This is a genomic window from Membranihabitans maritimus, from assembly GCF_021729145.1.
Lineage (GTDB): Bacteria > Bacteroidota > Bacteroidia > Chitinophagales > Saprospiraceae > Membranihabitans > Membranihabitans maritimus.
Genome location: NZ_JAJSLW010000001.1, coordinates 539697 through 559127 on the forward strand (window position 1 = coordinate 539697; position 19431 = coordinate 559127).

The window sequence follows — 19431 nt, forward strand, 5'->3', positions numbered from 1 at the left end:
ATTAACAAGTTTTCAATCATGAAGATCACTTTTTACCTTTTATGTGCTGCTTTTTACTTTTTTGTTTCCTGTTCCGGCCCCGAACAAAATAATGAATTGCCGCGCATTGCCATCGCCGGAATCGCTATTGAATCCAGTACCTTTTCTCCTGCTGTAACCTACAGAGATGGGTTTCGAATTAAAAGAGGTAATGAAATTTTTACATCCTACCCATTCATGGAGGCGGACTCTGCCAACCGTAAAAAAGCAGAATGGTTGCCGGCACTGACCGCACGAGCTATTCCAGGTGGTATAGTGGATCGTGAAACTTACGAATCAATGAGTCAAGAAATACTAGATAGTCTCAAAAGCCAAAAACCTCTTGACGGCCTTTTTTTCGACATCCATGGTGCGATGAGCGTCCAGGATATGGATGACCCGGAAGGCGATCTTATCGAACGAATAAGGGAGGTAATTGGCCCGGAAACACTAATATCTACTTCCATGGATTTACATGGAAATGTCACTCATCGCCTGGCCAAACATTCTGACCTGATTACCTGTTATCGCCTGGCACCGCATGAAGACGCCCTGGAATCCAAGAAAAGGGCCATGGACAATTTACTGGAAAGATTGGAATCAGGAAAAGGAAAGCCTGAATATAAGGCTTACATCCCCGTCCCTATCCTCCTCCCTGGCGAAAAGACAAGTACGCGGGTAGAGCCCGGTAAAAGTTTATATGCAAAAGTCGATCCGGCGACCCAGGTCGAAGGTGTCATCGACGCTGCCATTTGGATGGGATATCCCTGGGCAGATGAACCGAGAAACCACGGTGTAGTGATGGTGACAGGAGATGGCCGTAAAGAGGTGGCTTCGGCGGCAAAGAACCTGGCGCAGAGCTACTGGGATGTACGGCATGATTTTGAATTTGTAGCTCCTACTGCAACTCTAAAAGAAAGTCTCGATAAAGCCGTAAGCAGTGATGCAAAACCTTTTATGATTAGCGATTCCGGAGATAACCCTACGGCCGGAGGAGCCGGGGATGTAACCTGGACGCTTGAAAAAATCCTGGCACGTCCAGAATTTCAATCCACGGACGGCCCCTCTTTGATATATGCATCCATTCCCGGACCGGAATTAGTAGAAGAAGCAGTAAGACTCGGCATTGGTGAAGAGGTAGAAGCTATAGTCGGTGCTGCTGTTGATGACCGATATGCACCCCCTCTTGAATTAAATGGAACAATCACAGCCATTGAATATGGAGATCCAGCCGCAGAAACTGAAGTAGTGGTCAAAGTTGGAAGTGTGAGTGTTATTGTTACTAAAAAACGCAAACCCTATCATCGCGAAAGTGACTTTAATAATTTGGAACTGAATCCCCGCGAAACAGATATTGTTGTTGTCAAGATTGGCTATCTGGTACCGGAATTATATGACATGCGAAAGGATTGGCTGCTTGCCCTTACTCCCGGGGGTGTAGATCAGGATTTATTGCGTCTGGATTACAAAAGGATTCAACGACCAATGATCCCTTTTGACCCCGAAATGGATGATCCTGATCTTTCTGTGCAGTGGATACCTGCTGCAAATGAGGAGAATTAATTTAAGTTCTTTATTCCATTTGCTGGTATAATTTCAAAACATTAGCTTCAGTGAATTTGCTGAATACGTGATAATTGCAACTCATTATGTCAAACACGAAACTGACTTTAAATATAAATGAAGAAATAATTGTTAAAGAGAAGCCATTGGCTAAACACCATAAAATTAGTTTGTCTAAAATGGTAGAACACTATTTAAGCTGCCTTTCCAAACAAGCTAAGGGTGATACTGCATTACCCGGTTGGATAAAAGAACTTCCTGCCGTGAAAAAAAACAACTCACGATTTTGATCACAAGACTGAATATAGAAGACATCTTGCTGATAAATATGAGGCATGACTTCTTTATTTATCGATTCAGATATTTTGTTGGATGCTATGCTATTGAGAGAGCCCCACTATATTCTTGCATTCGAATTGCTGGCCTTGGTGGATTGGGATGGTCATTCTTTATAGACTTCGGCCCACAGTTTACTAAATGTATACTATTTTGCCAGTAAGAAGTCCGGGAAAAAGGCTGAGAGTAGGTCAATCTTATTGCTCGAGGAAAAGCTAACAATACGTTCCACTCATGGTTCTGCCATAAAACAGGCTCTATTGTCTGACTTTTCGGACATAGAGGATGCAATATAATATGAACTTGCCATAGAGAGCAAATGCGATATAATAATTACGCGTAACTTAAAGGACTATAGAGGATCCAATCTACCCATTATGACGGCCGAACAATATTTGTAAGTGAATAAATATAACGGACTCCAATAATCCACTCTTTCCCTGTAGCCCTTGAGCTAAACTTCATAAATTTTGTTTTGAAATTAAGGTCATCGCATTAATCAGGTGTAATCTTTTTATCAGAGTCCATTCTCTTGAAAACCCTTTATAACCAACTATATATCAGAATCAACCCTATATTTTAATGGGGCAGCTATGATTTGGACAATATTCTCCATCCCTGGATAATATATATTAAACCCCGATATCTTCATTCCAAAGCTTTGGTTTTTCTCTAATAAACTGCTTCATTAACTGTACACACTCCTTGTTATCCATCACGGTTACTTCCACGCCTCTCGATTTCAAAAGTTCTTCTTCCCCCATAAATGTACTATTTTCACCAATTACCACCCGGGGAATCCCATATAAAAGTATCGCACCAGAGCACATGGGACACGGGGAAAGGGTAGTATATAAGGTACACTTATTATATATAGATGCCGGTTGCCTCCCGGCATTCTCCAAAGCATCCATTTCACCGTGAAGCACAGTGCTGTTTTTTTGGACTCTACGATTATGGCCACGTCCAATAATTTGGTTATTGCATACTAAAACTGAGCCAATTGGGATACCGCCTTCTTTGTAACCAATCCGTGCTTCTTCAATAGCTTCATCAAGAAATTTATCATGCATTGTATTCATGTTTTGAATTTAATACCTGAATAAATATACATATTCCATATTATACTGATAAAGTGGTCACATTTTTCTACGTTTTAAAGTGTATAAGATAGGGATCCGAAAACGCGAAAGAAGTTGTGACTGCTTAAGTAAATGAAATGTCTGTCATTTTTACTATATTAAAATTTTGGCTGTATTAATTAAAAATTAACTTACCTATTTTGATTCGTTTGCTACAATTTGAATGGAAAGCGTTTTTACGATCAGCATCGTACAATACCCACCTTTTTATTAAAATCATTTTGGCTTTAGCGGCTTTATACTTGGTCATTTTGTTCTTTTCACTGGGGTTTGGATTGTACTTTATACTAGAAGAACAGGGCATGAAACCTTTTGATGTTGTAAACAGGGTTTTGATTTACTACATTTGCATCGATCTTGTCATTAGGTATTTTCTGCAAAAAATGCCTGTTATGAATATCCGTCCTTTTATGATAGTCAATTTAAAAAAGAATACGGTCATTAACTTTGCCATTACAAAAACCCTATTTTCATTTTTTAATCTGGTCCATATATTTTTTCTAATTCCATTTTCTATTGTTCTTATAAATAAAGGATTTAATCTTAGCGGTGTTTTTTCCTGGTGTATTTGCATTTTAGTACTTATTTACATAAATAATTATCTGAATTTACTGGCTAACAATCAGGATGTATTTTTGTATGGCTTAATTTCGGTTGTATGCATTGGAGGATTAAGTGAGTATTTTGGCCTTTTGGACATAAGCAGATATACGTCCCCGATTTTTTACAATATGTATACAGGTAAAGGATCCCTGATTGTATTATTTTTAATTATAGTAGGACTTCACTATGTTGTATTCCGATTCTACAAAAAGAATTTTTTCCTGGACGGAGGACTGTCTATACGGACCAGGTCAGTTCATGCCGGGGACTATAGTTGGTTAAATCGCTTTGGTACGACCGGAATTTTTCTCAAAAATGATATAAAATTACTTTCTCGAAATAAACGCTCAAGGTCAACTCTTCTGATAAGCGTTCTCTTTACCCTTTATGGATTACTATTTTTCTCGGACGGTCTGGAGGTTTATGAGAATCCTACACTCCATATTTTTGCCGGAATATTCGTATCTGGTGGTTTTCTTTTCACGTTTGGGCAGTTCGTTCCCAGTTGGGATAGCGCTTATTATCCCTTGTTAATGAGCCAAAATATTCAGTATAGGGATTACCTCAATTCCAAGTGGTGGCTTATCGTAATAGCCACAGGTATAAGCACGGTAATAAGTTCGTTTTATATTTTTTTCGGATGGGACGCCTATGTAGCTGTACTTACCGGAGCCATTTATAATATTGGGATTAATGCACATTTGGTTTTGATGGGAGGGGCATTCATAAAAACCCCAATCGATCTTTCAAAAAACAAAAATATATTCGGAGATAAGCAGGCGTTTAATATAAAGACTCTTTTGCTATCTCTTCCCAAGCTAGTACTACCAATTGTTTTATTTGCCATAGGCCAGAATATTTTCAACTCAACCACAGGATATTTAATGGTGGCAGGAACTGGCATTTTGGGATTTACATTAAAACAAAGGGTGTTTAAACAGATTGAAAAAATTTATCAAAAGGAAAAATACAAGACTCTCAAAGCCTATAAAGCACAAAATAATTTCTAATGATAGAAGTACATGAAATAGTCAAAAAGTATGGTGAGAATAATATAGTTTTGAATATTGAACAGCTTTACATTCCAAAAGGGCAGTGCTTTGGTTTGGTGGGAAATAACGGAGCTGGAAAAACTACTTTATTCAGTCTTTTGCTTGATTTAATTCAACCGACAACAGGCCGCATAGTTTCGAATAACATTCAAGTGAATCTCAGTGAGGAGTGGAAGCCTTTTACCTCCGCTTATATAGATGAAAGCTTCCTGATCGGATATTTGACTCCGGAAGAATATTTTTATTTTATAGGTGAATTAAGAGGATGGAAACAAAACGAGGTTGATGAATTCATAGGAGGGTTTCAGGATTTTTTTAATGGTGAAATTCTGGGAAGAAAAAAATATATTCGGGATCTATCCAAAGGAAATGCAAAAAAGACCGGTATAATTGCCGCTCTGATCGGGAATCCACAAATCATTATCCTGGACGAACCTTTTGCAAACCTTGATCCTACTACACAATTCAGACTTAAATTTATTCTGAGAAAATTACTTGAAAATAAAGAAACCACGGTGTTGATCTCGAGCCATGACCTCCAACATATTGTAGAAGTGTCCGAGCGAATCGTAGTCCTGGATAGGGGGTGTATTGTAAAAGACATTCAAAAGTCTGAAGAAACCATGCAAGAACTGGAGTCATTCTTCAAGGACAAAATTTCTTTAACTTAGCGTTTAATTCCAACTGGTAAAACATTCTACTAAATATATTCCAGGTATCATCCAGTGCTTTGGAATTTTAAAATTAAAACCATGTTTACCATTTTGGTGCCTATATGTTTTTTTCAAATCAAAACCGACCTTTTTATGAATACATTGGTGATGGGTGCCAGCGGCGAGACAGGGAGATTATTGGTTGATCAATTAGTAAATGCAGGACAAAAAGTAAAAATAATTGTCCGATCCCCGGATAAATTGCCTGAAAACTGGATAAGGAATAATATGATAACGGTCGTCCACGCCGGAATAGCAAAAATCAAAATTAATGAAATGGCCGAATTGATCAGAGATTGTCAGGCAGTCGCATGTTGCCTGGGGCACAATCTCACTATAAAAGGAATTTTTGGACCTCCCAGGAAATTGGTGACCAATGCAGTGCAACTGACTTGTAAAGCAATTCTGCAAAACGCACCGGAGAAACCGGTAAAATTTGTTCTAATGAATACGGCAGGTAACAGGAATCGAGATTTGAATGAATCCGAATCAACAGGAGAGAAGATAGTGTCCCTGCTACTTCGGCTTATCTTACCACCCCATCTGGATAATGAAAAGGCAGCAGATTATTTAAGGGTAAAAGTCGGAAAGAATAATCCTGTAATTGAATGGACTGCAGTCCGACCTGATAATTTGATAAATGAAAAAGAGGTTTCCGGGTACTCGTTACATATATCTCCGACCCGAAGTCCTATTTTCAATCCTGGCGAAACCAGTAGAATTAATGTAGGACATTTCATGGCCAATCTTATTACCAACCAGAATATATGGAACAAATGGAAGGGTAATATGCCTGTAATCTACAATACATAATACCATTAACAATCTTTTCATTAAAAGCACTCACTACGCCCCCAAACCCAATGAAGAGAAAAGGGATTACTATTCCAACTCTTTAAATAAAGTGAGAAACTAGAAACTGCAAAGAAGGCAAATTCAGCCAATAATTAAATTGTGAATAGGGACAAATTAAGCTCCATCTTCCAGGGACTTAGTTTCCGTTTATCCTATTGGGGTTCTATATTCAGAAAACCAGTAAGTTTAAATTTTGTGAAGCTTCAATATGTTATTAGCGATAGCAATTGATCATACACCCAAGACACTATGCATTTCCACATGTATTAAAAATAATCTTTTAGAAATATATATAGTTTTTTGTAAAAAGATTACCTTGGGTTTCTAAGTGTGACTCTAATCGTCATTACAACTTGTTCTTTATTTATTTCTAACCTATGTCAAATTTTAGCAAAAACCACAACACTGCTAAAATAGCAGCATTTTTTTTGCTAACTACATTATTTGTCTCTTCAACTGTCTTTGGTCAAAGAACAGTTGATTATGACCAATACCCCGAAACTTATTTTGATTCCATCAGAGCATTAATATATGATACGGTTCAGGAAAATTATACGATACCCGCTTATCAATTAGATCAAAAAAGTGAACAAATAATTGTGGATGGCAAATTACAGGAAGATGTCTGGAAAAAAGCCGAACACAGAGGAGGATTTCTCGAAAAGGAACCATTTCCACTTGTCCCTATAAGTGAAAAAACCGAATTCGCCATTTTATATGATGAAGAGAATTTATATATAGGGGTATGGTGCTGGGATTCCGAGCCGGAAAAAATCGTACAGGAATTATCTCCACGCGGCACTTCTGCCCCGGATCATGTAATGCTCTTTATCGATAGCTATCACGACCACAGAACCGGATACAAACTTGTCGTTTCTCCAACCGGCGTTCAAGTAGATGAACTTCGTTATGATGACATAAAGCGTGACAATAATTGGAATGGCGTATGGTATTCTGAAGGTTCCGTAGATACTAATGGATGGTATGCTGAAGTCAAAGTCCCCTTTTATAATTTTAGATATAATAACAAGCCCTGGCAGACCTGGGGTTTTAATATTATCCGGAACATTTCAAAGAATGCTTCAAGAGGGCAATGGAAACCGCACCTACCCGAATGGGATAATACTACCAGGATGTCCCAGATGGGGAACGTAGAAAATATAAAAAATATTAGTTCCGGCAGAAAATTTGAATTTAGACCTTATACAGCAGCGGGAACCTCTAATTCTATTACGACTAATCCTACCAAATCGATAAATATCGGAGGAGATATAAGGTATAGCCCTACCCCTAACCTTACTGCAGATCTTACCATCAATCCGGATTTTGCCCAGGTAGATGCCGATGTATTTGAAATCAACCTTACAAGGTTTCCTATCAGGTTTAAAGAATTAAGACCTTTTTTTACCGAAAGAATAAATGTCTTTAATACTCCGAGAGAACTTTTTTACAGTCGAAGAATCGGGGCAAGTGGAAGCATACTTGGCGGAGGTAAAATTACGGGAAAATTAAATCACGGTATCGAATTCGGATCCTTAGGAATCCGAACAGGTAGTCCGATTTTTAAAAATGGGTCAGGTAATGCAGAAAAGGCCAACTTTGCTGTAGCTCGCGCAAAAAAGGATGTTTTCTCTTCGGGTAGTGTTGGGATCCTGGCTGCTGTAAAAGAAGAAAGGGACAAATATAACCGCGTATTTGGTTTCGATGGAAATTTTATCCTCAAGCAAGATGACATCGTTGACTTTCAAATTTCATCAGGGTCATATGAAAAAAGTATTGGCCAGACAATGGCCTACAACTTAGGGTATACGCATACAGGAGATTTGTGGGGTATAACGGCCAATTTGGACCGGGTAGAACCAGGATTTGAAATAAATCGGATTGGATATATCCAAAAGGAACCGGATCGCGGTTGGAATAAAGGTATAGGATCCTTCCGATTTAGTCCCAGAATTAATAAACATAAGATACGAAGAATTACTTCTAATGTAAAGTATGAAGTGAGCCAGGATTTATTTACTACGCGTTATATTGAAAGTTGGCTTTTAAGATATTCAGACTTTATTCCGGATAATCAATTTGGAGAAATTGTACAATCTGACAATCACAATAGATCTATAAGTGACGGTCGGCGTCAATCGACAAACTTTATGGTTGGCGGGGACGCACTTGTGAATTTTATAAATGAAATGTCGTTATCCGCAGAGTATAGTTATTTTACTGCAACGGAATTGACAGGAAAATATAATGGAAATTTTCTTAAACTCGAATATTCAACCAGACCACTAAATTTGGGAGCAAAATTTGCTGGCATTTTTTCTGCTTCTGGCGGAACATATTATAATTTTGAACAACAATTGGTAGGAAACCAGAGAACTTTTACCATTTCTGGCCAGGGTCGTTTAAGCCATAGCGTCTTATCAAAATTACAGGGTGGCTTTACGAAAACTATGAATCAGTCAAATGAAAAAGACGGACAATTTTTTAATATATCATCAAATACAAATTGGATGTTTACCAAAGATTTCTTCTTAAGGGTTCACGCCCAGGGAATTTTTGGAACAGCCTACTTAAAAGCAAAACAGGTCAGTAATGATTACTTATTAAGTTGCTTATTAAGTTGGCAATATCGTCCAGGTAGTTTTATTTATTTGGGATATAATGAAGGTCGCTATGATGAATTGGATCCCCAGATGATTAATCGTTTAGCCTTTAAAAACAGGACATTTGTTTTAAAAATCTCATATTTCTTTAGTTTATAAAAGGCACTTCTTGCGCAATATTAAAAATCAATACGATTTTTAAACCCGATCGTAAACCATCTACCCGGCATTGGCACCAGGCTGGTTTCCGTGTACTGCGTATTCAATACATTATTGGCCTGGGCGTAAATAGAAAATTTATCAAAGGCATATTTTGCTTGCAAGTCCATTAAGAAATAATCGTCGAGGTTTACACGGTCAATAAACCGGCCTCCTATCGTGTAGGAAAGATTATCAACAATGTTCCCTGTTAATCTACCAATTAATTGGTGCTTCAGATTGTCCAAAGCATAGCGGGAAAGAGCACCTGAATAGTCCTCGTTCAACCCGGCATTTATATAATTATAATTCACCTCAATTCGGTTAATCCCTGCGGGATGGTTGGCCAGGGTCCACTTGTTTTCTATTTCCAGGCCATTGAAATAAGCCTTATAGAAGTTTTGGGGCATCCAGGGGTCATTCTCCCGGTCTTTTACCCAATCAATAAGATTTCGGCTATCCCTGCGGTAGTAAGCCACGTTGAAATACCATTGCGATCCAAAATACTTAACCCCGGCTTCATAGGTCATTGCTCTTTCGGGCACCAGGTTTTCATTTCCAATATTGGAAGGACCAATGTAATATAAATCAGTATATGTCGGTACTCGGTAGGTATTGCCGACGTTAGCATATACAGACCATTTATCATTGATTGAATACCCCATATCGATTCCTGGATAAAAGAAGGATCCGAAACTTTGGAAGTAATTGATATTAAATCCAGGGGTAATTGTCAGTTTATTGCCAATCAGGGAAAACCGATGCTCGGCATAAAAAGCAACTTCATTCCTATCCCTTTGTCCGAGATTGTTGCTTTTTAGGTATACTTTTCGATACTCCAACCCAAATCCGGTAGTTCCAAGTGATGATTCATATCCCGATTGAATTTCAGCGCCCAGTGTATTTCCAAAATGTAAATTCCGGTAAACCTCCGGTTGATGACGAATAAGCAAATATTCATCCTGGTTTCTTCTCCAGTATACTGAGGGTTTGATGTGCCACTTATCTCCGAACCATTTGTACGCGAGACTTACAATACTGGTTTCAACATCTTCATATTGATCTTTGTAATCCGGACTTGCATAAAATCCATTGGCGCCAAATTTTCGTTTCGAAAATCCAGCCATAGTGGAAAATTGCCCGTTATTAACCTTCCAATTATTCTGATAAAAAGCATTGGAAATTCCAACGTCCGTATTATACCGATAACCATCACTGCGCAAGTGGGAAACATTCAACATTTGTTTGAAAGCATTTCCGTGGTGGAGAGATACTCCCAAATCTCCCTGTACTGTACCAAATTCCCCGATTTCCAATGCCTGTGTAGACTGAGGCGTATCAGCCACCTTGGTAATTATATTTATGGCTGCTGCCAACGCATTTTGGCCATACCTTCTGGCACCAGGTCCCTTCAAAACTTCAATGCGTTCGATACTTTCTAATGGCACAGGAACATTCAGAGAATGGTGTCCAGTTTGTGGGTCATTTATCTTAATACCATTGAGCATTACAAGCACCTGTTCAAAGGAGGAACCCCGGACCGAAATATCAGCTTGAGCTCCTTTTATTCCCCTATTGCGAATGTCTACGCCGGGAAGGTAACTCAAGACTTCATTCAGACTTTGAACAGGAAGCTTCTGTATATCTTCCCTGGTAAGAATATTAATGGTTCGATTAGCCTCTGAAAAAGGCATACTAATCCTTTGATCACCAATCTGGATATCCGGCAAAAAAAGTACTGTGTCATGTTGCGAATAAGCAATTTGAAATGCTATAATAAGAGTTGTTGTTAATATCGTATATTTCACCGCACAATAATTTTATTAAAAAACAAAATCTTAGCACACATCCGCAAAGATGGAAAAATTTAATAACTTAACTAATATTTAGTGATTTTGGTAAATTCAAAATTATAATAATGGTCTTGACTGATGAACAAAAAATGATTGTAAAAGCTGCAAGGGACTTTGTTCAAACAGAATTATTGCCCGGAGTAATAGAACGAGATAAAAACGCACTTTATCCGCGTGACCAGATTCAAAAAATGGCCGAAATGGGTTTTTTGGGTATGATGGTGGATCCCGAGTTTGGCGGAGGAGGAATGGATACAATGTCCTATGTGTTGGTAATGGAAGAAATCTCCAAAGTAGATGCATCGTGTTCAGTAGTGATGTCTGTCAATAATTCTTTGGTTTGCTGGGGAATAGAAAAATTCGGCACAACGGAACAAAAACAAAAATACTTACCTCGCCTGGTATCAGGCGAAATCTTAGGGGCATTTTGTTTGTCTGAACCGGAAGCAGGTTCGGACGCGACCCACCAAAGGACTACAGCAGTGGATAAAGGGGATTATTATCTGGTTAATGGGATAAAGAACTGGATCACAAATGGCAAATATGCTGATGTTTATCTGGTTATGGCCCAAACTGATACCGAAAAAAGGCATCGTGGTATTAATGCCTTCATCGTAGAGGCTGAAAGTAAAGGGGTGAGCACTGGGGAGAAAGAAGATAAGATGGGAATAAGAGCAAGTGACACCTGCTCTGTATTATTTGATAATGTCAAAGTTCCCAAAGAAAATAGAATAGGAGAAGATGGTTTTGGATTTACATTCGCTATGAAAACACTTGAAGGTGGTAGAATTGGTATAGCTGCTCAAGCTTTGGGTATTGGGGCCGGCGCCTATGAATTAGCACTAAAATATTCTAAAGAACGTGTCACCTTTGGAAAGCCCTTATACCAGCATCAGGATGTTGCATTTAAACTGGCAGATATGGCTACCGAATTGGAGGCATCAAGATTATTGGTTTATCAGGCCGCTCGCGATAAAGACGCCGGCAAGAGTTATGACTACAGTGGATCTATGGCAAAATTGTACGCCGCAGAGACGGCAATGAAAGTAACTACAGAAGCCGTGCAAATACATGGAGGTTACGGTTATGTAAGAGAATATCATGTTGAAAGGTTAATGAGGGATGCCAAAATCACCCAAATTTATGAAGGTACATCTGAGATTCAGAAAATTGTGTTGTCAAGAGCGATATTAAAGGAATGAATATATGCTTTTAAAAACCTCTACTAACAGATATGAATTATATGTTAAAATCATTTAAATTCTACCAATTTCCGCTGCATTCTGGCCGGAATAGACGATACTTAATGAAGAAGACGGAAGAATGAACAAATTAATAATTTCACTATTTCTACTTACAGCTTGTTTCACAGGAAGCTTTGCACAAAAATCAATTTTCAAGCTCAATCTCTATAATTTTATAAAGTATGGCGACCCGGATGTTTATCTGGAAGTAGTACTCAATAAAGAATCCAGCGTTGACGCTACTCTCAGGTTGGGCTTTGGTAGTTCTCCATTTGGTGGCAGCGGATATGTGGATATCAATATCCAGGGCGCTTATCGAAGGTATCTTCTTACCAAATGGAAAGATGCACCGATTGGTTTATTTCTCAGGCCTGTAATCGGTTTTCAAAGTTTTCAAGCGGGATTCAATAGTGTAAATCCAGGCAATACAGGCCGAAGTACAGGGTTTCAAGTCGGTGCCACTGGCGGATTTCAATACACATTTAAGGAACGATTCGCTATTGACCTTTTTGCAGGTCCCTCCTACCTGATTGGCATCAATGAAAATACGGAGTCGGGCTTTCAGCCAATATATACCATTGGGGTAGGGTATGGGATGTAGATTCTTTTCAAAACTAAAATTATGCAGAGGCGCAAATTCATATGGGGACTCGGAGGTGCCTTAGGAATTGGAGCTTTAACCTGTTTGTATTCCTGGCAGATTGAACCATATTGGCTGGAATTTGTCAAGCTCAAGATGGATGTCAAGAATCTGCCGTCCGAACTTTCAGGGACTACTTTAATGCAGGTCAGTGATATACACGTAGGAAATCGGTTTGACTGGAACTATATTATCCAGTCTTTTGAAAGAGCCAAAAGCTTTAATTCCGATTTTGTAGTATATACCGGCGATTATGTATACCATGAAAGTGAAGAACAGTTCTCCCAATTATCTACAGTTTTGGACCATGCGGTAAAGGGAAGGATCGGAACCGTGGCAATACTAGGAAATCACGATTACGGAAAAAACTGAGCAAGTCAGGTCATAGCAGAAAAGATTACAGGAATTCTCGAGGATCGGGAGATAACAGTACTGAGAAATGAACAGCATGAAATCAACGGACTCAATTTTATTGGGCTGGACGATTACTGGGGCAAAAATTTTGCCCCGGAGCCTGTCATGAAAGACGTTGACAATAAAATAGCAAATATAGTATTGACACATAATCCCGATGTCGCAGATCTTCCGATATGGAATAAATATGAGGGATGGATCCTTTCAGGACATACTCATGGAGGGCAATGTAAGCCTCCTTTTTTGCCAACTCCTCTACTTCCGGTTAACAACAAAAAGTACACTTCAGGCGTAATTGACCTTCAGGATGGACGAATGATGTACATAAACCGGGCACTTGGTCATCTGTGGCCCCTGCGTTTCAATGTAAGGCCTGAGATAACCGTTTTTGAACTCCAACCAGTATAGCGATTTCCCCATACAGAATCTGGAATTATACTTGGCTCCAAGACTACATCAACCATTACAATAATAACGACACAGATGACATTTGCCATATTTTGTTATTATTTTTCTTGTCACCTTTACAATTTTAGCTATATTTAATTTAATATATTGAAATTAAAAAAACGCTTCACATCGAATTATAAACCAAGACATCGAATTTTGAAACCTACAAATGTTCAGGATCCCGAGTACTTTCACAAGGTAATAGATTGCCAATACGCCTGTCCGGCACATACACCCGTGCCCGAATATATCCGGTTGATCGCAAATAAAAAGTACACAGAAGCCTACATGGTCAACTGGGAATCCAATGTATTCCCAGGCATCCTTGGCCGCACCTGTGACCGTCCATGTGAACCGGCTTGCCGTCGTGGACGGATAGAAAAAGAAGAAGAACCGGTAGCGATTTGCCGGCTAAAACGAGTAGCCGCTGACAACAAAGGAGAAGTTAAGTCCCTGATGCCCAATGCCCCATTGAATAAAAACGGTAAAAAAGTGGCGCTTATCGGAGGAGGGCCTGCATCCCTGACGGTTGCACGCGATTTGGCACCTGAAGGGTATGAAATTCACCTTTTCGATGAGTGGCATAAAGGTGGCGGTATGATGCGTACGCAGATTCCTTCTTTTCGATTACCTGAAAGGGTGTTGGATGAAGAAGTTAATTACGTCACCGATATGGGAATACATACCCACTATAATCACTTTGTGGAAAGTATGAAAGAAATTCTGGACGAGGACTATGATGCTGTATTTGTCGGGACCGGAGCACCTAACGGACGTGATTTGAAATTGCCCGGTCGGGAGGAAGCTGATGCAAACGTACATATTGGAATAAATTTCCTGGCGAGTGTTGCGTTTGAACATCGGGATAAAATCGGCCGTAAGGTTATTATACTAGGAGGTGGCAATACGGCCATGGATTGTTGTCGAACCTCCAGAAGGCTTGGAGGAAAAGAGGTAACCGTTGTGGTACGAAGTCCATTCAAAGACATGAAGGCTTCACCCTGGGAGATCGACGATGCCAAAGCAGAAGACATCCCCATTTTCAATAATATGCCACCGAAGTCTTTCGTTGTGGAAAATGGGAAGTTGAAAGGTATGTGGTTTGGACACGTACGGGCTGAGTATGATAAAAATGGGAAAAGAAGCCTCATTCCCACCGACGACCCCGATACATTTATAGAAGCAGATGATGTGATTATTGCTATAGGCCAGGACAATGCTTTTCCCTGGATCGAAAGAGACCTGGGAATTGAATTCGGTAAATGGGATCTACCGATACTCAATAAGACCACCTTCCAGTCCACTTTGCCTAATGTATTCTTTGGTGGCGATGCAGCTTTTGGCCCGGAAAATATTATCACAGCCGCTGCTCATGGGCACCAGGCAGCCATTTCAATCCATCACTTTTGTCAGGGAGTTGATGTCAATACCCGGCTGGACCCCACTACCAATCTTGTAAAACAGAAAATGGGTATTCACGAGTGGATGTACGACAGCCCTGTAGTGGAAGATGACCGCTTTGCAGTACCTCATGAGGATAAAGTAATTACACTTTCAGACCGGAAAGTTGAAGTGGAACTCGGGTTTGATGAAATTACCGGTTTCAGGGAGGCTCAACGGTGTCTCAACTGTGACGTTCAGACTGTTTTTTCATTAGATCAGTGTATTGAGTGCGATGCATGTGTGGATGTATGTCCCACGTCCTGTATCACATTTACCTCAAACGGAGCAGAGGAGGACCTAAGAGAAAGGCTTTCCGCCCCTGCCAATAATTTGGATCAGGATCTTTATGTATCAGATACCCTACCTACCAAACGTGTTATGATAAAAGACGAAGATGTATGCCTGCATTGTGGATTGTGTGCCGAGCGATGTCCCACGGCAGCATGGGATATGCAAAAGTATCTCTATGGTGTAACTAAAGTTAGCAAAATTTTATAGCAAAAATTATGAGTGAACAGATACGAGTGAATGACATGGTTGTCCGGTTTGCCAATGTCAATGGAACTGGCTCCTCTAGCGCCAATGAAGTATTTTCGAAAGCAGTTTTTAGGATGGGGATCCCCGTTGCACCTAAAAATATTTTTCCTTCAAATATTCAGGGATTACCTACCTGGTACGAGGTAAGAATCAGTGGCAAAGGTTATTTGGGAAGGCGCAAAGGGATAGATGTTATGGTCGGAATCAATCCGGAAAGCATGAAGAAAGATATTGCCGCTGTCAGGCCCGGTGGCTATTTTATTTACGACAATACAAAACAACTCCATGATGATATGGTAAGAAAGGATATCCATATGGTTGGTATCCCGATGATGCAACTGAGTATTGAAAATTATCAGGCTCCACGATTACAACAGTTGTTCAAAAACATCATATACATAGGAGCTTTGTCTGTACTTATAGATCTGGACCTGGATGTTGTAAAGTCAATAATAAGCGAACAATTTGAAAAAAAGCCGAAATTAATTCCACCGAATCACAAAGCTTTGGACCTGGGAGCCAATTGGGTCAGGCAAAATCTGGTCTATCCGTTCAACGTCAGATTGAAACATAGCAATTTGACCGACGACAAGATCATGATTGATGGAAATGCAGCCACGGGTCTGGGAGCAGTCTATGGGGGCGCGACCGTATTGTCTTGGTATCCCATTACCCCTTCTACATCCGTGGCAAAAAGTTTTGAAGCTTTTGCTAAAAAATATCGAAAAGATCCTGAAACAGGTAAAAATAATTTTGCCATTATTCAGGCAGAAGATGAACTGGCAGCATTTGGAATGGCCATGGGAGCCAATTGGAATGGAGCCAGGGGATTCACCGCTACCAGTGGAGCCGGTATTTCCCTAATGAATGAATTTATTGGCCTGGCATATTTTGCGGAGGTTCCGATGGTATTGGTAGATGTACAAAGGGGTGGGCCATCCACGGGAATGCCTACACGAACCCAGCAGTCGGACATTCTCCCCTGTGCATACGCTTCCCATGGGGACACTAAGCATATCATGTTAATCCCGGCCAATCCAACTGAATGTTTTGAATTTATGGCTGAAGCATTTGATTTGGCTGACCAACTACAAACCGTTATTTTCCTGATGTCCGACCTTGACCTGGGCATGAACATTCACATGACCGAAGCTTTTTCCTGGGATGACAGTAAAAAATACAATAAAGGTAAGGTACTCAACAAACAAGAGTTGGAAGGATTAGAAGATTATGGTCGATTTAAGGATGTAGATGGCGATGGTATAGGTTATCGTGTAATCCCAGGAACACATCCCTCGAAAGGAGCCTATCTGGCAAGAGGGACCTCGCACGACCCTTACGGTAGATATACAGAAGACGGGGAAGTCCATGCTGGTGAAATCAACAGGTTAATTCGCAAGTTCAATACCGCTAAATACTTAGTCCCCAAACCTGAATTGTATCAAGAAACCTTTCAAAGTGATTATGGTATCATATTTTATGGAACTACTACCTATGCCGCAATGGAAGTCATTGACATACTAAAGGAAGAAGGTGGCCAAATTGATGCAATGCGCCTGAAAGCTTTTCCTTTTCAGGATGAGGTCAAGGAATTTATTGAAGCACATAAAACAGTATATGTAATAGAACAAAACCGAGATGCTCAATGTCGTTCTCTATTGATCCTTGAACTGGGTATAGATCAGTCCAAAATGGCATCCATCCTCAATTATGACGGAATGCCCATAACGGCTGATAGCATTCTTTTCCAACTTCGATTACAAATGGAAGGATTCAATGGGCAACTACCCTCAACCAATAACCACAATAATGCTTCGGTAAGCCACCATTAAACAATAATATTATGAGCTTTATCAAACCAATATTTCGTCATCCTACGCAGACCAAAAATAAAGCAGGTTTTTATAAATCAGATTACGAAGGTAGAATTTCAACATTATGTGCAGGTTGTGGACATGACAGCATCAACGCATCAATCGTAGCAGCTTGTTATGAAATGAACATTGAACCCCATAAAGTAGTCAAATTATCGGGAATCGGGTGTTCCTCTAAAGCACCGGCGTATTATCTAAACAACTCCCATGGATTCAATACAGTTCACGGGAGAATGCCGTCTGTAGCTACCGGAGCGAATATGGCCAACCGTGAGCTGACTTACCTTGGAGTTTCAGGAGATGGAGATTCTGCTTCCATTGGTATCGGGCAATTCATCCACGTCAATAGAAGGAATCTGAATATGGTATATATCATGATGAATAACGGCTGCTATGGCCTTACCAAAGGTCAGGATTCTGCCACAGCTGATATAGGTTCCCTGAGCAAGTCCGGTTCCCGGAATGAATTTTCCCCAATAGATATGGTAAGCATGGCACTCGAATCGGGTGCGACTTTCATAGCCAGAAGCTTTTCAGGCGACAAAAAACAGTTAGTACCTCTTATCAAAGCAGCAATGTCTCATCCTGGATTTGCTTTTATTGATGTCATTTCACCGTGTGTGACCTTTAATAACAACAAAGGGTCAACTAAGGCTTATGACTTTATCAGGGAACATATCGAGGTAACATCTGAATTTGATTTTGTACCGATCCGGGAAGAAATATCAGTAGAATATGAAGAGGGCACACAAAAGTCAGTTACATTACATGATGGTTCTCAAATTCAGTTAAGCAAACTCTACTCCGATTGGGACCCATCAGATCGAAATTCAGCAATGGAGAAGTTGCAACAATCAAAAGCAAATGGTGACATTCTGACTGGTTTACTATATATAGACCCGGGAAGTCAGGACCTTCATTCCACTTTAAATACATCTACCTTGCCATTGAACCAATTGACCGAAGAGGATTTATGTCCGGGATCAGCTACCCTGGAAAAAATTAATACAGAATATAGATAGGCTCCATATAGGACGAAGCTTTAGTTGTATAAGGTGTCCTTCAGCGATAGATTTTATCATTCTTTACTATTTCATAAAGGTCCAAATGAACCGTTCCACCAAAAAAATTTATGTATACAACAAAGGAAAAGGTTAACCAAATTATAATATATGATATCGCACCAGAAAGGTTTTACCCTAATCCACAATAATTGTGTACTCCGGATTATATCCTATGTAAACCTAACTCCCATGAGAATTTAGTATTCATCCGCTTGAACATAATGAGATTCGATTACAAAACGTGAATGAATTGCCCAGTATTTTAAAGCCGAATGTAGAAATAAAATCAGTGCTTTAGTGAGAAACACAAAATCATTGAAACACTAAATAATTCACAAGTTTTCCTACCACTACTTTATCCAGATATAGGCACACGGATTCGCCATAGAGTAACTTCTATTAGACTGAGCAGTGTAAACCCTAAAGATCTGGATAAACCCAGAGAATTATCCTTCACCTCCCTCTCGAACTGAAACAGAATATATTTACTTAGCCGGGTTTATAATCAAGCATTATATCGAAAATTAACTACCCTTCCATAAAAAAAGGTTTCCCATCAGAATAATTCCCTCTATGGTAGAATTAAGTCGATGGAAAACCTAAAAAATTATTAACCTCTTAGAACCCCTGTAAACTATTTAATCTGAACCATTTGTTTCGTAGCTACATTATCAGGAGTTTGTAGCTTGTAATATAAAACGCCATTAATACTCAAATCACTTTCATTTACCTGTACCTCATTATATCCTTTTTTGTATTCACCCTCAAATTCTTTCAACACCTTGCCCGTCACATCGTATATCGTCAATCGCGCATCCGTATCTTCCGG

The 19431-nt window shown here is 39.6% G+C and carries 16 protein-coding genes; 13 read left to right on the plus strand and 3 right to left on the minus strand.

Going from position 1 to position 19431, the window contains the following annotated elements; translation table 11 throughout:
- The first annotated feature begins 18 nt into the window (after nt 1-18).
- Nucleotides 19-1581, plus strand: a complete 1563-nt coding sequence (locus LVD47_RS01905) for a M81 family metallopeptidase (RefSeq protein ID WP_236973827.1) — start codon at nt 19-21, stop codon at nt 1579-1581.
- A gap of 86 nt (nt 1582-1667) precedes the next feature.
- Nucleotides 1668-1871, plus strand: coding sequence for a DUF6364 family protein (locus tag LVD47_RS01910; RefSeq protein WP_236973828.1), 204 nt, complete (start codon nt 1668-1670; stop codon nt 1869-1871).
- A gap of 678 nt (nt 1872-2549) precedes the next feature.
- Here LVD47_RS01910 and LVD47_RS01915 read toward each other — a convergent pair.
- Nucleotides 2550-2999 (minus strand): nucleoside deaminase, encoded by a 450-nt coding sequence (locus LVD47_RS01915; RefSeq protein ID WP_236973829.1) that lies wholly within the window; start codon nt 2997-2999, stop codon nt 2550-2552.
- Between the two features lie 200 nt (nt 3000-3199).
- Here LVD47_RS01915 and LVD47_RS01920 point away from each other — a divergent pair, with 200 nt between their 5' ends.
- The 4 genes from LVD47_RS01920 to LVD47_RS01935 all read left to right on the plus strand — a co-directional run bounded on the left by LVD47_RS01920 (nt 3200) and on the right by LVD47_RS01935 (nt 9044).
- Nucleotides 3200-4672 carry a DUF5687 family protein gene (locus LVD47_RS01920; RefSeq protein WP_236973830.1) on the plus strand — a complete coding sequence of 491 codons (1473 nt, stop codon included), beginning with the start codon at nt 3200-3202 and terminating at the stop codon, nt 4670-4672.
- The gene (locus tag LVD47_RS01925) at nt 4672-5385 is read left to right on the plus strand and encodes an ABC transporter ATP-binding protein (RefSeq protein ID WP_236973831.1); all 714 of its coding nucleotides are present in this window, start codon (nt 4672-4674) and stop codon (nt 5383-5385) included. Before LVD47_RS01920 ends, LVD47_RS01925 begins: the two co-directional genes overlap by 1 nt.
- Before the next feature lie 135 nt (nt 5386-5520).
- Entirely contained in the window at nt 5521-6240 is a 720-nt protein-coding gene (locus tag LVD47_RS01930) for an NAD(P)-dependent oxidoreductase (RefSeq protein WP_236973832.1), read from the plus strand.
- A gap of 419 nt (nt 6241-6659) precedes the next feature.
- Nucleotides 6660-9044, plus strand: a complete 2385-nt coding sequence (locus tag LVD47_RS01935) for a carbohydrate binding family 9 domain-containing protein (RefSeq protein WP_236973833.1) — start codon at nt 6660-6662, stop codon at nt 9042-9044.
- Nucleotides 9045-9064: 20 nt separating this feature from the next.
- Here LVD47_RS01935 and LVD47_RS01940 read toward each other — a convergent pair whose 3' ends face one another.
- Complete coding sequence (locus LVD47_RS01940; RefSeq protein ID WP_369427724.1) at nt 9065-10891, minus strand: TonB-dependent receptor; 1827 nt, start codon at nt 10889-10891, stop codon at nt 9065-9067.
- A 110-nt stretch (nt 10892-11001) separates the two neighbouring features.
- Here LVD47_RS01940 and LVD47_RS01955 point away from each other — a divergent pair, with 110 nt between their 5' ends.
- The 7 genes from LVD47_RS01955 to LVD47_RS01985 all read left to right on the plus strand — a co-directional run bounded on the left by LVD47_RS01955 (nt 11002) and on the right by LVD47_RS01985 (nt 18560).
- Complete coding sequence (locus LVD47_RS01955) at nt 11002-12138, plus strand: acyl-CoA dehydrogenase (RefSeq protein WP_255784985.1); 1137 nt, start codon at nt 11002-11004, stop codon at nt 12136-12138.
- 121 nt (nt 12139-12259) lie between these two features.
- The gene (locus tag LVD47_RS01960) at nt 12260-12781 is read left to right on the plus strand and encodes a DUF3575 domain-containing protein (protein ID WP_236973834.1); all 522 of its coding nucleotides are present in this window, start codon (nt 12260-12262) and stop codon (nt 12779-12781) included.
- Between the two features lie 21 nt (nt 12782-12802).
- Nucleotides 12803-13192, plus strand: a complete 390-nt coding sequence (locus LVD47_RS01965; protein ID WP_236973835.1) for a metallophosphoesterase — start codon at nt 12803-12805, stop codon at nt 13190-13192.
- A 147-nt stretch (nt 13193-13339) separates the two neighbouring features.
- Entirely contained in the window at nt 13340-13642 is a 303-nt protein-coding gene (locus tag LVD47_RS01970) for a metallophosphoesterase family protein (RefSeq protein WP_236973836.1), read from the plus strand.
- Nucleotides 13643-13840: 198 nt separating this feature from the next.
- Nucleotides 13841-15625 (plus strand): FAD-dependent oxidoreductase, encoded by a 1785-nt coding sequence (locus LVD47_RS01975; protein ID WP_236973837.1) that lies wholly within the window; start codon nt 13841-13843, stop codon nt 15623-15625.
- Between the two features lie 8 nt (nt 15626-15633).
- Nucleotides 15634-17496 (plus strand): 2-oxoacid:acceptor oxidoreductase subunit alpha, encoded by a 1863-nt coding sequence (locus LVD47_RS01980; RefSeq protein WP_236973838.1) that lies wholly within the window; start codon nt 15634-15636, stop codon nt 17494-17496.
- Between the two features lie 11 nt (nt 17497-17507).
- Nucleotides 17508-18560 carry a 2-oxoacid:ferredoxin oxidoreductase subunit beta gene (locus LVD47_RS01985; RefSeq protein WP_236973839.1) on the plus strand — a complete coding sequence of 351 codons (1053 nt, stop codon included), beginning with the start codon at nt 17508-17510 and terminating at the stop codon, nt 18558-18560.
- A 676-nt stretch (nt 18561-19236) separates the two neighbouring features.
- Here LVD47_RS01985 and LVD47_RS01990 read toward each other — a convergent pair.
- Nucleotides 19237-19431: T9SS type A sorting domain-containing protein (locus tag LVD47_RS01990; RefSeq protein ID WP_236973840.1), on the minus strand; the 195-nt coding region annotated here is incomplete at its 5' end.